The organism is Pyxidicoccus sp. M6 (genome assembly GCF_055568925.1).
This window is the reverse complement of sequence record NZ_CM145714.1, coordinates 3,928,885-3,942,357: the sequence shown is the minus strand read 5'-3', so window position 1 is coordinate 3,942,357 and position 13,473 is coordinate 3,928,885. Positions and strand designations below refer to the sequence as shown.

Annotated in this window: 14 protein-coding genes; 5 read left to right on the top strand and 9 right to left on the bottom strand. The window is 70.0% G+C overall.

Annotated features, from left to right (window positions below; genetic code table 11):
- Positions 1–91: 91 nt before the first annotated feature.
- From ACVTJA_RS15695 to ACVTJA_RS15675, 5 genes are all read right to left on the bottom strand, one after another.
- On the bottom strand, positions 92–1,030 hold the full coding sequence (locus ACVTJA_RS15695) for an acyl-CoA dehydrogenase family protein (RefSeq protein ID WP_465837180.1): 939 nt from the start codon (positions 1,028–1,030) through the stop codon (positions 92–94).
- Between the two features lie 231 nt (positions 1,031–1,261).
- Entirely contained in the window at positions 1,262–3,568 is a 2,307-nt protein-coding gene (locus ACVTJA_RS15690) for a Kelch repeat-containing protein (RefSeq protein WP_465837179.1), read from the bottom strand.
- 133 nt (positions 3,569–3,701) lie between these two features.
- Positions 3,702–4,400 (bottom strand): cysteine hydrolase family protein, encoded by a 699-nt coding sequence (locus ACVTJA_RS15685; protein WP_465837178.1) that lies wholly within the window; start codon positions 4,398–4,400, stop codon positions 3,702–3,704.
- 136 nt (positions 4,401–4,536) lie between these two features.
- Positions 4,537–5,430 (bottom strand): LysR family transcriptional regulator, encoded by an 894-nt coding sequence (locus tag ACVTJA_RS15680; RefSeq protein WP_465837177.1) that lies wholly within the window; start codon positions 5,428–5,430, stop codon positions 4,537–4,539.
- A 13-nt stretch (positions 5,431–5,443) separates the two neighbouring features.
- On the bottom strand, positions 5,444–6,082 hold the full coding sequence (locus tag ACVTJA_RS15675) for an SET domain-containing protein (protein WP_465837176.1): 639 nt from the start codon (positions 6,080–6,082) through the stop codon (positions 5,444–5,446).
- Positions 6,083–6,178: 96 nt separating this feature from the next.
- On the opposite strand from ACVTJA_RS15675, the gene ACVTJA_RS15670 reads away from it, so the two are divergent.
- Positions 6,179–6,553 carry a DUF423 domain-containing protein gene (locus ACVTJA_RS15670; protein WP_465837175.1) on the top strand — a complete coding sequence of 125 codons (375 nt, stop codon included), beginning with the start codon at positions 6,179–6,181 and terminating at the stop codon, positions 6,551–6,553.
- A gap of 21 nt (positions 6,554–6,574) precedes the next feature.
- Here the strand turns inward: ACVTJA_RS15670 and ACVTJA_RS15665 are convergent, their stop codons facing one another.
- Positions 6,575–6,883: a hypothetical protein gene (locus tag ACVTJA_RS15665; protein ID WP_465837174.1), complete on the bottom strand. Its 309-nt coding sequence runs from the start codon at positions 6,881–6,883 to the stop codon at positions 6,575–6,577.
- 114 nt (positions 6,884–6,997) lie between these two features.
- Here ACVTJA_RS15665 and ACVTJA_RS15660 point away from each other — a divergent pair, with 114 nt between their 5' ends.
- Positions 6,998–8,275: a metal-dependent hydrolase family protein gene (locus ACVTJA_RS15660; RefSeq protein WP_465837173.1), complete on the top strand. Its 1,278-nt coding sequence runs from the start codon at positions 6,998–7,000 to the stop codon at positions 8,273–8,275.
- Here the strand turns inward: ACVTJA_RS15660 and ACVTJA_RS15655 are convergent.
- Entirely contained in the window at positions 8,263–9,501 is a 1,239-nt protein-coding gene (locus ACVTJA_RS15655; protein ID WP_465837172.1) for a glycosyltransferase 87 family protein, read from the bottom strand. The genes ACVTJA_RS15660 and ACVTJA_RS15655 overlap by 13 nt on opposite strands.
- A 25-nt stretch (positions 9,502–9,526) precedes the next feature.
- Positions 9,527–10,474 carry a 1-phosphofructokinase family hexose kinase gene (locus ACVTJA_RS15650; RefSeq protein WP_465837171.1) on the bottom strand — a complete coding sequence of 316 codons (948 nt, stop codon included), beginning with the start codon at positions 10,472–10,474 and terminating at the stop codon, positions 9,527–9,529.
- Positions 10,475–10,726: 252 nt separating this feature from the next.
- Here ACVTJA_RS15650 and mug point away from each other — a divergent pair, with 252 nt between their 5' ends.
- From mug to ACVTJA_RS15635, 3 genes are read left to right on the top strand one after another with little or no spacing between them, the layout of a single operon-like run.
- A complete protein-coding gene (gene mug, locus ACVTJA_RS15645) occupies positions 10,727–11,227 on the top strand; it encodes a G/U mismatch-specific DNA glycosylase (RefSeq protein ID WP_465840400.1) in 501 nt (166 codons plus the stop codon).
- Positions 11,228–11,238: 11 nt separating this feature from the next.
- On the top strand, positions 11,239–11,934 hold the full coding sequence (locus tag ACVTJA_RS15640) for a hypothetical protein (protein ID WP_465837170.1): 696 nt from the start codon (positions 11,239–11,241) through the stop codon (positions 11,932–11,934).
- Positions 11,915–12,553, top strand: coding sequence for a hypothetical protein (locus ACVTJA_RS15635; protein WP_465837169.1), 639 nt, complete (start codon positions 11,915–11,917; stop codon positions 12,551–12,553). The genes ACVTJA_RS15640 and ACVTJA_RS15635 overlap by 20 nt, the downstream gene beginning before the upstream one ends.
- Before the next feature lie 5 nt (positions 12,554–12,558).
- On the opposite strand, the gene ACVTJA_RS15630 is transcribed toward ACVTJA_RS15635, so the two are convergent.
- A complete protein-coding gene (locus ACVTJA_RS15630) occupies positions 12,559–13,389 on the bottom strand; it encodes a 3'(2'),5'-bisphosphate nucleotidase CysQ family protein (RefSeq protein ID WP_465837168.1) in 831 nt (276 codons plus the stop codon).
- Positions 13,390–13,473 lie beyond the last annotated feature (84 nt).

The window sequence follows — 13,473 nt, the reverse complement described above, 5'->3', positions numbered from 1 at the left end:
AGCGGGGGTGTCTCCCCGCCCCAGCGCGTACAGCTCCGCCAAGTTGCGCCGTCCCCCGCCCTCAAGATAGGGCTCGTGCAGCGAATACCGCTCATTCACCGGCGGCCGTGCCTCCCGAAGCTCGCTGCCGCGCCGCCTCCAGCCGCTTCGCGCGCACCTTGCCGGCGACCTCCAGGAGCTTCTTGTCACGTGCCCACCGCTCGCGAGTGGTCGCATCCGTCTGCGCCCACAGCGGCTCGCACTTCTCGATGGCCTGCTTCGCCAGCGCCAGCGCCCCGCCGAGCGCGAGGTGCGTGGTGGAGCTCGCCGGGTCCGCCTGGGCGAGCCCCCGCATCATCACCACCAGGGCGAGCAATTCCTCGCGGACAGGCTCCGGCCAACCACTCCGGCGCGCTACCTGGAAGAGCCAGCCGAGCGCCGCGAGGTGGACGTGACAATCCTCCACGGTGCGGAACGGCTTGAGGTAGCGCGTGTATCCGTCACCGGGCAGCACCTCGTCCGGGGCCACCGCCACGTCCTCGAGTGCCATCTCCGCATGCGGCAGTTCCGGCACGAAGTGCAATTCCGGCAGTGCGGTGACGCGAACTCCCGGCCGCTTCGAATCGATGACGACCATGCGCAGCCGGTTGCGGCCCTGGGCGTCCTGGCCCTCGGACGCCACGACCAGCAGCAGTTCCGCGCGAGTGCCCAGCGTGATGAACGTCTTCTCGCCACGGAGTTTCAGTCCGGAGCCTGTGTCCGTCAGCCGCGTCTGGATGGCGGAGGGGTGCGCACCGCCTGGCTCGGTGGCGCAGAGCGCACACGGCCTGTCCCCGGGGAGCATGGGGAACAGGAATCGGTGCGCGGCGTGATAGCCGGAGGCAAACGCAAACCCGAGCCTGTCCGCGCGGAAGCCACCCGCCAGCGCCAGGTCCGCGGGGGCGGAGAAGCGCGGCAGCAATTCCGCGTGACGCCGCCACCACGCGTCGACGGAGTCGAGGGGGAGCGGCTCGGGAGACTCGGAGAGCAGGAAGTGGAGGACGTCGTTCACGTCCCCCACTCTACGTCAGGAGATGGGCCAGCCCACCGACTCAGGCGGCGGGTGTGAGGGCTGGCTCGGTGGAATGACCGAAAGGGAGACGAGGACTTGGGAACGCATGGGCGGGGCTCCTGCAAGAGGATGGCTACTGCCATGCAATGTCCTGCAACGCATCTGCCATGACGTGTGCCAAGGACAGCGAACCCCACGTCCAGTTACGGACCGGCGGGGCTCGTGAGCACGTCAGGGCGCGGGCGTGTACAGCTCCGCCGTCTTGAGCACCTGCCCACCGGAGCTTCCTCCCACGACGAGCACCCTGCCATCGAGCAGCCGCGTCGCCTCGTGGCCCCCGCGGGCCTCGTTCAAGGAGGCAGCAGCACTCCAGGTACCCGAAGCCGGGTCATACAACTCAACGGAGATTCCCAGGGACGTGGTGCCCACGACGAGCACCTGACCATCGAGCAGCAACGTCGCCGTGTGACCGGCACGCGCCGCGAGCATGGAGCCGGTCGCACTCCCGATGCCCGTGGCCGGGTCGTACAGGGTCGCCGTCCGAAGGACTTCCGGCTCGACGTTGTTGACTCCACCCGCGGCGAGCACCCTGCCATCGAGGAGCAGTGTCACCGTGAAACTGGAGCGTGCTCCCACCGAGCCAGTGGCGCTCCACGTATTCGAGACCGCGTCGTACAACTCCACCGACCCGATGGTCGACACGGGATTGAGGTCGCCCCCCGCGACGAGCACCCGGCCGTCGGGTAGCAGCGTCGCCGCGTGGTTGTAGCGGCCCCCGGCCATGGAGCTGGCAGGACTCCAGGTGTTGGAGACCGGGTCATACAGGTCCACCGTCGCGACGGCCTCGTCCATGCCGATTCCCCCCGCGACGAGCACCCGGCCGTCGGGCAGCAACGTCGCCGTGTAATTGGTGCGGGGTTCAGGAATGGAGCCTGCGGTGCGCCAGGTATTCGTGACCGGGTCATACACCTCCGCCGTGACATTCAGTGCGGAGTCCCCGACCACGAGCACCCGGCCATCGGACAGCAACGTCGCTGTGTGGCCAGTGCGTGCCTCGTTCATGGAGCCTCCAGGGCTCCACGCCCCCGAGGCCGGGTCATACAGCTCCGTCGTCGCGAGTCTGGTGGCACCCGGGTTGCTACCGCCAGCGACGAGCACCCTGCCGTCGAGCAACAGCGTCGCCGTGTGTCCGACACGGGCTTCCGCCATGGAGCCCGTCGATACCCAATCCGCGCCGTCGCAGAAGGGCAACCCCTGCACCATGAAGTCGCGGGTGTCCGTGAGATTGGAGGCGTTGGTGACGGTGGCGGTGATGACCGGCTCCCCACCGGAACCCACACAGGAGGGAGCCGTCCAGGTGATGCGGCTGCGGGAGTCTCCCGTGTCGGGAGTGCCCAGCGTGCCGGCGCTGGCCTCCCAGGAGAAGGTGAGCGGAGAGCCCCGAGGGTCGCTGGCCACCACCTCGTAGGTGAGCACCTGGCCCGGCATGGCGGTGTTCGAGGAGCGGTAGGAGCGGATGATGACGGGAGGAAATGGAGTGGGGGTGGGCGCGTCGCGCACGCACAGCGAGACACTGCCCGTGGTCTGCCCCCCGCGCGCATCCGAGACCAGGACGGTCAGGACGCAGTTGTTGCAAGCACCCGCGGGCAGGCTCGAGGGAGTGAACTGCGCGGAAGGGCTGGAGCCATCCTGAATCCAGGAGCCTTCGCAGGTGGCGCTCCAATCGTAGTGGAGGCTGTCACCCTCCCGGTCGGAGGCGGAAACGGAGACGGACGCCGCCTGCCCGACGGTCAGCGGCGAAGGGTTGACGCTGATGGACGCCACCGAAGGTGAGCAGTTGAAGGAGATGAGCAACTGCGCCTCGCCCTCCCCGCCTCGGAGAGTCACATTGACGTCAAGGACGACGCTGGAGGACAGCCCCCGCGAGTCCGTCGCGGTGAAGGTGAGGGTCTGGATGCCAGTGGACAGCGGTGCCCGCCACAGCGTGGAAGCAGCCGAGGGCTCGGTGAAGGAGCCCTCGGTGGCGCTCCAGGCGTAGGAGAGGGTGTCGCCCGGGTTGGGGTCGTGGACGGTGGCCACCAGGAAGATTGCACCGCCCGTGGGCACGGACGTGGTCGAAGCCACCAGGGAGTCGATGACCGGGGCCTCATTGTCGAAGGGTGGCGGTGCGTTGACCTCCTGGAGGGTGATGGCGACGAGGGTGGTCGTGTTCGCGCTGATGATGACGTCGGAGGCGAAGCCCTCGAAGAGCAGCGTGCCCGAGGCATCGAAGGCCTGCGCCAGGAAGGACCGATTCCCGCCCGCGGAAATGTTGCCGATGATTCCTCCCCAGACGCCGTTCGTGGGGACCAGGTCCACGGTCACGGAGGGAATGTCCGGCCCACTGGAGGTCACGGAGACACGTGCGATGCCGGAGGCGAGAGCCTGAGGCACGGCGACAGCAAACCGCGCCGAGCCTGTGTCGGGCGAAGAAGCAGAGCAGCCCGCCAGCAACGTCAGGGTCAGCACCAGCACCAGGGGCCTGGATGTCTTCGGCATGGAGGGGCCCTCCGTCGGGGATTGAGACTGGGGTGGCCCGAACCAATGACCACGGAGGAAAGCACCGCCAATGCCCCCAAAAGCTCGTGCGGCGTCTCCTGGCACACGGGGGGAGGCACCGCGGTCTGGGGCGTCAGTTCGAGTCCGGGTTCGCGGCACTGGCCGGCAGGGCCATCACCGTACGGGTGGGAAGCACATCCGCGAAGCGGTCCGCGAGCGCCGCGAGACTCGCCGCATGAAGGGCTCGGGCGGGAATCGGTGCACCACCCGCCGCGCCCGGCAAGTCACGGGTGGCCGACGCATCCGAGGGCAGCAGCACGCGGTAGCCGAGGACGACTGCGTCCCGCACCGTGGTGTCCACCGCGAGGTGGGTCATCAGTCCCGAGACGATGATTGTCTCCACACCGAGCGCCTTCAATCGCTCGTGCAGGTCCGTGCGGGAGAAGCCGCCCGCAATCTTCTTGATGACCACCTGCTCGGAAGGAAGAGGCGCCACCTCCTGCCGCACCGCCGCGCCGGGGCTGCCCTCAGCGAACAAGGGACTTCCCTTCGCCGTCACGTTGTGGATGTGCACCACGTGCAGCCCCGAGGCGCGGGCCCACGAGAGCAACCGTTGCGCGTTGGCAACCGCGGCAGGAGCACCCTCCAGCGGCAGACCTCCGGAGAAGAACTCCTCCTGGAAGTCCACGAGGACCAGCGCCGTGCGACGCGGGGCGAGTGCCGAGGGAGGCGTGAGGCCATAGTGCTCGCGCAGGGTGGTGGCGGAAGGCGCCTTGGCGCAGCCAGTGAAGAGGGACAGCACGGAAAGGAGCCGAAGCGCTTGAGCATTCATGCCGTGAAAGATGCAGGCGGCGAGGCCCGTGCGCCTCTGCGCGGATGCCTGGCCCCTCTGCATCTGCGCAGAGCGCCCGCGAGCCGAGACGCCTCACGGGCCATGAACGCTGCGCGGATACCTGGGCCCTCTGCGTCTACGCAGCGCCCCCCGCGAGCAGCGACGCCTCGCGAGACACGAGCCCGGCGAGGAAGTCCGCCACCGCGCGGATGCGAGCCACGCGCCGCAGGTCCGGATGCATCGCGAGCCACAATTCCCGCTCCACGCCTTCATCGCGAGCGCCCACCCGCACGAGGCCTGAGCCATCCGCGAGCCAGCACGGCAGCACCGCGAGCCCGAGCCCCGCGAGCGCCGCCTCGAACAGCACCGACGTGCTGTTGCTTCGCAGCACGGGCACGGCATCTCCCATCACCTTCACGAGCCAACGCGACTCCGGCAGGTGCGCGAGGCCTTCATCGAACGCGAGCAGCGGCATCCCCCTCGCGCTCTCTACATGCGCGGGCGGCCGGGCCCCAAGCAGCGCCCGGGTGCCATAGAGCGCGAAGCCCAGCTTCCCGAGCTTCCGGCTCGCGAGCCCCGGCTCCACCGGCTTCCCCAACCGCAGCGCGAGGTCCGACTCACGCCGGGCCAGGTCCAGCACATGGCTGCCCGTGAGCACCTCCAGCCGAAGCCCCGGATGCCGCGAGTGCAACTCCCCCAGGCGCGGGGCCAGGAAGCGGCTGCCCAGCGACTCCACACAGGTGACGCGCACCACACCGGAAGGCGCGGCGTCACGCGCCCCCACGGCCCGCTCCACCGCGAGCGCCCGCTCCTCCACCGCGAGCGCATGCGGAAGCAGCTCCTCCCCCGCGCCCGTGAGGACCATGCCCGCCGGAAGCCTGTCGAACAGGCGCGCGCCGAGCGCCTGCTCCAGCTCCGCGAGCCTGCGCCCCACCGTCGTCTGATTCACCCGCAGCGTCCGGGCCGCCGCCGACAGGCTGCCCGTGCGCTGGATGGAGAGGAAGACGCGAAGGTCGGACCAGTCAAACACGCGGAGCCCGACCTCACCCCGCCCGCTTGCGGCCCGCCGTCTTCGCCTGCTTCGTGGACTTCTTGGACGACGCGCCCTTCTTCCCCGCGCTCTTGGTGCCGCGCGAGTCCTTGCTCCGGGCCTTGGACTTCGACTTGGACTTCGCCTTCGTCGCCGCCTTCTTCGCCGGGCGCTCCTTCTTCAGCGGCGCGAGGATGGTGCCCCGGCACTTCGGCGAGCCGCACCGGCACACGTACAGGGCCTCGGACTCCGGGCCCATGTCCTCGGTGCGCTCGTAGGCGTAGTCGTAGACCAGCTCCTCGCCGAGCTCGATGTTGCGCAGGGAGTAGATGTAGATGCGGCCCTTCTCGATGAGGGCCTCACAGTTCGGGTCGCACGAGTGGTTGATGTAGCGCGACTCGTTGTGAATCGTGCCCGCGTCGAGCACGGCCCCATCGTCCAGGTTGAACAGGAAGGTGTGGTGCCGCTCCATCGCCTCGTCGTCGTAGCGCTGGTCGGCCACTTCCTGGGTAATTCGCTCGCCGACGTACTCGATGATGCGAGTCCCCTTGCGGATGCGGCGCGTGGCGAAGGCGCCCGTGCCCTGGATGGTGGACGGACGCAGCTCGAAGGGAATCGGCTTCGGGGAAGGAATCAGTGTGGGTGCGGTCATTCGGTTGGGAGCGTCCCCGGGAGTTCGCGTCGGCCAGGACGCTCCGGCAGCGGCGGTGTAGCGTGCCCCAGACGGATTTGCGATGAAAGGCACTCGATGATGCGTTGGTGGCTTGTCGTCGGCGCGGTGAACGCTTTCCTGTCCGTGGCGGCGGGTGCCTTCGGCGCGCATGCGCTCAAGGCCCGGCTCCCACAGGACCTCCTCGTCATCTTCGAGACGGGAGCGCGGTACCACATGTACCACGCGCTCGGGCTCGTGGCCGTGGGCCTGCTGGGGCACTTCCGCCCCTCCCCGCTGCTCTCTGGCGCCGGGTGGGCGATGTTCGTCGGCATCGTCCTCTTCTCCGGCAGCCTCTACGCGCTCGCCCTCTCCGGCGTTCGCGCGCTGGGCGCCATCACCCCGCTGGGCGGACTGGGCTTCCTCGCCGGGTGGCTGCTCCTCGCCATCGCCGCGTGGCGCACCACGGCCTGACGGCCCGTGCACACCCCGATGTCACTCCTTCAACGGAGGCGGCATCGGGTAGAGGATGTCGAGCTCCTTGTGGTTGCGCAGGCCACAGGCCTCGCGCTGCACCATGAGGTTCCACCGCTGCTTCTCGGCCTCCTGGCGCACGGTGCGGTAGCGGGTGAAGAGCGCCGCGCGGCCGGAGCCCGTCTGCGCTCGCACCTCGCGCTCGGCCTGGGCCAGTTGCTTCAACAGCTCTTCCAACTTGTCGCCCGTCCTGCGCAGCCCGGAGGCCTTCTCCCTCTGGAACTCGACCTCGACGGGCAGCAGGGCATTCACGCGGTCATCGCGAGCCATGGCCTCCATCTAACAACCGCGTCCGCGCCGTGCCCCCCGGGGACACAGCCCGCCTTCTTGCTCCCATGACGACGGAGTGGCCGCCGTCCCGCCCGCGCGCCATCATCCGCCGCCATGCGCGCCCTTCCCCTTCTCATGGCCCTGGCTGTCTCGTCCGCTTCCGCACAAACCGCCGCGCCCGCGCCGAAGTCGTACCTGCTGCGGCCCGCGCGCGTCTTCGACGGCGTCACCGCGAAGCCCCAGACGGGCTGGGTGGTGCTCGTCACGGGAGACCGCATCGCCGCGGCCGGCCCCGAGGCCCAGGTGAAGGCCCCGGCCGACGCGGAGGTGGTGGACCTGGCCGGCACCACGCTGCTGCCCGGCCTCATCGAGGGCCACTCGCACATGCTGCTGCACCCGTACAACGAGACGTCGTGGAACGACCAGGTGCTGAAGGAGTCGCTCACGGTGCGCGTGGCCCGCGCCACGAACCACGCGCGCGCCACGCTGATGGCGGGCTTCACCTCCTCGCGAGATTTGGGCACCGAGGGCGCGGGCGACGCGGACGTGGGGCTCAAGCAGGCCATCGACCAGGGCATCATCCCCGGCCCCCGCCTCTTCGTGACGACGCGGGCCATCGTCGCCACCGGAAGCTACGGACCCAAGGGCTTCGCCGCCGAGTGGACGGTGCCTCAAGGCGCCGAGGAGGCGGACGGCGTGGACTCGCTGGTGCGCGTGGTGCGCAGCCAGATTGGCCACGGCGCGGATTGGATCAAGGTCTACGGCGACTACCGGTGGGGCCCGAATGGCGAGGCGCGCCCCACCTTCTCCCAGGAGGAGATGAAGCTCATCGTCGACACGGCGAGGAGCAGCGGCCGTCCGGTGGTGGTCCACGCCAGCACCGCCGAGGGCATGCGCCGCGCGGTGCTCGCGGGCGTGGAGAGCATCGAGCACGGCGACGACGGCACGCCCGAGGTCTTCAAGCTCATGGCCGAGCGGCGCGTCTTCTTCTGCCCCACCCTCGCGGCCGGGGACGCGGTGCTTCAGTACCGGGGCTGGAAGAAGGGCGTGGACCCGGAGCCCGCGTCCATTACTTCCAAGCGCGCCAGCTTCCGCGCGGCGGTGACGGCCGGCGTGCCCATGTGCGTGGGTGGTGACTCAGGCGTCTTCGCTCACGGGGAGAACGCGCGGGAGATGGAGCTGATGGTGGAGTACGGGATGAAGCCCGTGCAGGTGCTCCAGGCGGCGACGTCCGGCAACGCGCGCATGCTGCACCGGGAGGACAAGCTGGGGCAGGTGAAGGCCGGGCTGCTCGCGGACCTCGTCGCCGTGGATGGAGACCCGACGCAGGACATCTCCGCGGTGCGCAAGGTGCGCTTCGTGATGAAGGGCGGCATCGTCTACCGCCGCTGATTCACGGGCTCGGCGGACGCGCTCCGCCACACGTCGCGCACCAACACGGCGCCCGCGTAGAGCAGCAGCCCGTTGCGCGCCAGCAGCAGCACCTCGTGCACGGGGCCGATGCCCGTGTGGTACGTGCTGCCAGCGAAGATGCCTCGGGTGATGACCGCGGCGATGAAGACGGTCACCGGCGCCGCGCGAGGCCCCGAGAGCAGCGCCAGCCCCGCCACGCCCGTGAGCCACACGAGGTACTGCGGGCTGAGCACCGGGTTGAGGATGACGAACGCGATGAGCGGCAGGAGCGCCAGCCGCGCCAGGTCCTCCACCTGCTCGGGTGCACGGCGGAGCACGGCCCACAGGCCCACCGCCGCGGACGCCAACGAGCCCACCACCCACACCCATCGCGACACGGCCTTCACCGACTCCGCCGCCGCGCCGTGCAACTCATACGCGGCCGGCGCGTGCTCCCACACCACGTCCGGCGCCAGCCCCAGCAGATGCGAGCCCCACAGCAGCGACGCCCCGAGCGACTCCACCTGCAGGCCCCGCCCGACGTGGAAGGACGCGAAGTTCCACCACGGCCAGAAGGCACTCAGCGGTAGCAACGGCAACGCGCCCAGCAACAGGCCCAGCATCAGCCGCCGAGTCGAGGCCCACGCGCCCCGCCGCCAGCACACCACCAGCGCGAGTGGCACCAACACCACGGGGTACAGCTTCGTGACGATGCCCACCGAGAGCGCCAGCCCCGCGAGCACGTCCCGGCGCCGAGACAGCGCCACCAGCGCCGCGAGCGTGAAGGTCGCGGGGATGAGGTCATACCGCTTGAGGTAGTGGACGCTCATCACCCAGCTCGCCACCGAGTACACCGCGAAGGGCCCCCAGGCCTTCAGCGAATGCCCCCAGCGCCGCACGCCCTCGGACAAGAGCAGCCACTTGCTCACGGCGTCGAACAGCGTGAGTTGGAGGCCGAAGAGGGGCACGAAGGCCTTCAGCGTTCCGCCCAGCCACGCCGCGGGGACGAACCACAGCAGCGCGTAGGGCGGGTACTCGAAGCGGAAGTCCTGGTTGGGCGTCGCGCCACCGAGGAAGGCGTGCGCGGTATTGAAGTACAGCTCCAGGTCCTTCACCCGCGAGGAGAAGGCATACAGCGCCAGCGGCGCCACGCTCACCGCGAGCCCGAGCCAGTGCCGAGGCGTGAGGCGGGACGTGGAGGTCGGAGACGGACTCGGAGAAGACACGCGGGAGGAGCCTGGCGGGGAGCGGCTACGCGGGGGACACGGGCATCGTCTTCACCTGGGCGAACAGGCGCTCCACGTCCGCGCGGTGGCACAGGTCCGTGCCCTGCGACAGGAGCGCGCCCGTGCCGGAGGCGATGCCCCAGCGCAGGGCCTCCTCGGGCGACTTGCCCCGGGCCAGGGCCAGCGTCAGGCCGGCCACGAAGCTGTCACCCGCGCCCACGGAGCTGTGCGTCTCCACCGGCGGCGTCAACGCGCGAATCTGCCCCTCGCGCGTCGTCAGCATCGCGCCGTCCGCGCCCATGGACACGGCGAGCACCTCCGCGCGTCCCTTCGCCACCAGCTCGCGAGCCGCGGCGGCCTGCGAGGCCAGCTCCTCCGTCTTCATGCCGGTGAGGTCCCTCAGCTCGCGGCGGTTGGGCTTCGCGAGGTACACGCCCTCCTCCAGCGCCGCGCGGAGGGGCGGCCCATTGGTGTCCACCACCACGCGCACGCCCTGCTTCTTCCCGAGCCGCGCGACGCGCGCGTAGAAGTCCTCGGGCACGCCCGGCGCGAGGCTGCCGCTGGCCACGATGAAGGCCGCGCCCACGGACACCTCGGCCACCGCGTCCAGGCAGCGCTGCCACTCGTGCTCGGTCAGCGTGGGGCCCGGGAGGATGAAGCGGTACTCGCGCGCGCTGGTGCCCTCGGCCACCGTGAAGCTCTCGCGGGTGTAGCCATGGATGGGGATGGAGCGGCGCAAAAGGCCCTTCTCCTCCAGCAGGTGCTCCAGCATATGGCCGGTGGGGCCGCCGCGCGTGTAGACGGCGATGGACTCTCCACCCAGCTCGCGCACCACGCGCGCCACGTTGATGCCGCCGCCGCCCGGGTCTCGGCGGGCGGGGCCACAGCGCAGCTTGTGCTCGGGTGTTACCTCCGGCACCGACGTGGCCACGTCGATGGCCGGGTTGAGCGTCAGCGTCACGATTTGGGGCATCTCGAGCGTCCTCCTGGGCGGTGCGCCGTGTCTGGAAAGACAGCGGGAGCGCGCGGAGACTGCCCCAGCCGGAGCCTTACCGCCAGCCGTCCGAGCAACCCTGAGCCTCCACGCCCGGAAGGCACCCCACCCCAGGCGTCATGTCGCTTCTCGTTGCCTTCCCGGGTAGGCCCGCGAATATCCCGGCCGCACATGACGACACCGACACGCAAGCCCACGCGCGCGGAGCTGGACGCCGCCACCGACCGGACGATGCCGGACCTCATCCAGCGCGGCCTGCGCGTCCTCTTCTGCGGCATCAACCCCAGCCTCTACTCCGCGGTGGTGGGCGTCCACTTCGCCCGGCCGGGCAACCGCTTCTGGCCCACGCTGCACGCCGCGGGCATCACCCCGCGCCTCCTGATGCCCTTCGAGCAGGAGGAGCTCCTCTCGCTGGGCTACGGCATCACCAACGTGGTGGACCGGGCCACGGCCACCGCGGACCTTTTGGACGACGCGGAGCTGCGCGAGGGCGCGAAGTCGCTGGAGGTGAAGGTGAAGCGCTACCGCCCGCGCTTCCTCGCGGTGCTCGGCGTGAGCGCCTATCGCACCGCCTTCGCCAGGCCCAAGGCCCAGCCCGGGCTCCAGCCGGAGACGCTGGGTCCGGCACGACTGTGGGTGCTCCCCAACCCGAGCGGCCTCAACGCGCACTACCAGCTCGCGGACCTCGCACGCCTGTTCGCCGAGCTGCGCCGCGCGGCGGACGCGGGCTAGCATTTGCGTCCGTGACGACGCGGACTCGCACCACGCCTGAGCGCTCGCAACGGGACGAGCTGGAGGAACTCCAGCAGGAGCTGCGCCACGTCCGCCGCCAGCGCGAGTCATTGCCCGCGGAGAATGCCGAGCTCGCCGCGAAGGTGGCCGCGATGGAGGCGGAGGTCCGGGGGCTGCGCGAGACGCTGCAAGCCACGCGCGGCGAGAAGCGGTTCGAGCCTTCATTGCCGGACCAATTGGTACCGCCGTTCCTGGCCATTCCCTCCCGGTCGAAGAGCACCTGGCTCGTCCGCAGAGGCCTCCTGGTACTGCTTGCGCCGCTGGTGACGTTACTCAACCTCGCCGTCATGTATCAGCGGAGCCCACAAGCCCTGGGGCTGCTCCTCCTGATTACGTGTGACCTCGCGGCGATGCGCTACTTCAAGGCCGCCGAGGATGCCGACGTGCAGCCCTTCTGGAGCTTCGACGAGGAAGGCTTCTGCGAGCGCATCCGGACGGGAGAACGAAACCGGGTGCTGTACCACGACGTGGTGGAGGTGGAGGTGCAGCGCCATGACAGCCTCGTCGGCACCGTGAGTGTCACCACCCATGACCGGAGGGTGGTGCTGAGCACCGTGGATGAAGCGGACCGGCTCGCCACCTATCTGCGAAGACGCGCCGCGCAGGCCCGGGAGAAGAAGCTCCTCCATGCGACTCGAGCGCCCTGAAGATTCCGAGCTCGCCCAGGCAGTGCAGGAGACCCGGGCCCGGCTTCGCGATGAGCACCCTGCTTTCGATGCGCTCTCCCACGAGCACGACCAACTCCGGGCCCGACTGGAATCGCTCCAGGCCGAGCGGGACGGGCTCCAGCATGCAGTGGAGCGCGAGTCCCTGTCGATGGACCTGTCACCCCCATTCGAGCTCTCGATGACCGCGCGGTTCTTCGCGGCGCTCTTCGATGCCCTTCCGTGGATGGTGCTGGCGGCGCTCGCCTTCATCCTCCCCGTGGGCGACGGGAAGAGCGGCCTGCTGGCCGGAGCGGGGCTCCTGTTGCTGGCGCTCTGGCGGGCCATGAAGCGCTGGCGCGAGCTTCCCCGGGTGCGCTTCACCGAGACGGCCATCGAGTGGCGCGCGGCGTCCTCCACCGTCGAGCCCGTCATCGTGCCGTATGCGGAGCTGACCGAGGTGCGAGCGCGCCTCACCGCGCCGTGGAGCCGTCAAAACCCGGGGCTGGTCGTGGTGAAGTATGGCCCGAGCGACGCTTCTCGCGAGCTGACGCTGGAGAACGTCGATGAGCCCGAGCGTCTCGCGGCGTGGCTCCGCTCGAAGCGCGAAGCCCCGCCCTGAGCTTCTCAGCGGAGGATGCCGGCCTCGCGCGCGAAGCGGGCCACCACGGGCTGCACCTGCGGGAAGGCCACGGCGTTGCACGCGAGCAGGCCGCGGTGGTTCTGCAACTCGGAGCCGTCATACGCGTACGGCGTGCCGCCCAGGTCCGTGAGGATGCCTCCGGCCGAGCGCAGCACGGCCTCCGGCGCGCAGTTGTCCCAGCGGTAGCTCTTGCCGCTGGTGTGGATGTAGATGTCGGCGGTGGCCTCGGCGAGCAGCCCGCACTTGAGGCCCACCGAGCCGGACTCCTTCTCGCGGGTGATGCCGAGCTGCTTCGCCACCGCGTCCGTCAGCTTCGAGCGGTGCGAGCGTGACACCACGAGCCGCATCGACGCCGGCTCCGCCACGTCCGAGACGCGCAACTCCTTGCGCGCGCCCTCGCGCTCCACGAAGCCGCCCTGCCCCACCACGCCCGAGTACAGCACGTCCCCCACGGGACGGAAGACGACGCCCACCTTCGCCTGCCCGGCCACGGCGAGGCCGATGTGGATGGCGAACTCGCCGTTGCGGTTGACGAACTCCTGGGTGCCATCGAGCGGGTCCACGTACCAGCAGCGCTCGCGCTTGCCCTCGGAGCCGTTGTCGGACTCCTCGGCCACCACGCCGTCACCGGGGAAGGCCTTGCGCAGCTCGGCCACGATGAAGGCGTTGGCCTGCTCGTCGGCCTCGGTGACGGGGCCCATGCCTCCGGCCTTGTCCTGGACGGCGAAGTCGGTGGCATAGATGCGCAGGAGGATGTCGCCGGCCTGGCGGGCGATGCGGCGGGCGGTGTCGAGCTCGGTGTCGAAGGAGGCCATGGTGTGGGAACAGTCTGCCCCGCCACCGCCTGTCCCGGGGAGGCCAAAGTGGGCTGGCGTTGAGGCGAAATGCCCCAACTGGGG

Coding starts and splice junctions, on each gene's coding strand:
- ACVTJA_RS15635 (WP_465837169.1), top strand. CDS start 11,915: ATGCGACTCGAGCGCCCTGAAGATTCCGAGCTCGCCCAGGCAGTGCAG.
- ACVTJA_RS15675 (WP_465837176.1), bottom strand. CDS start 6,082: ATGACCGCACCCACACTGATTCCTTCCCCGAAGCCGATTCCCTTCGAG.
- ACVTJA_RS15630 (WP_465837168.1), bottom strand. CDS start 13,389: ATGGCCTCCTTCGACACCGAGCTCGACACCGCCCGCCGCATCGCCCGC.
- ACVTJA_RS15685 (WP_465837178.1), bottom strand. CDS start 4,400: ATGAATGCTCAAGCGCTTCGGCTCCTTTCCGTGCTGTCCCTCTTCACT.
- ACVTJA_RS15665 (WP_465837174.1), bottom strand. CDS start 6,883: ATGGCTCGCGATGACCGCGTGAATGCCCTGCTGCCCGTCGAGGTCGAG.
- ACVTJA_RS15690 (WP_465837179.1), bottom strand. CDS start 3,568: ATGCCGAAGACATCCAGGCCCCTGGTGCTGGTGCTGACCCTGACGTTG.
- ACVTJA_RS15650 (WP_465837171.1), bottom strand. CDS start 10,474: ATGCCCCAAATCGTGACGCTGACGCTCAACCCGGCCATCGACGTGGCC.
- ACVTJA_RS15670 (WP_465837175.1), top strand. CDS start 6,179: ATGATGCGTTGGTGGCTTGTCGTCGGCGCGGTGAACGCTTTCCTGTCC.
- ACVTJA_RS15660 (WP_465837173.1), top strand. CDS start 6,998: ATGCGCGCCCTTCCCCTTCTCATGGCCCTGGCTGTCTCGTCCGCTTCC.
- mug (WP_465840400.1), top strand. CDS start 10,727: ATGCCGGACCTCATCCAGCGCGGCCTGCGCGTCCTCTTCTGCGGCATC.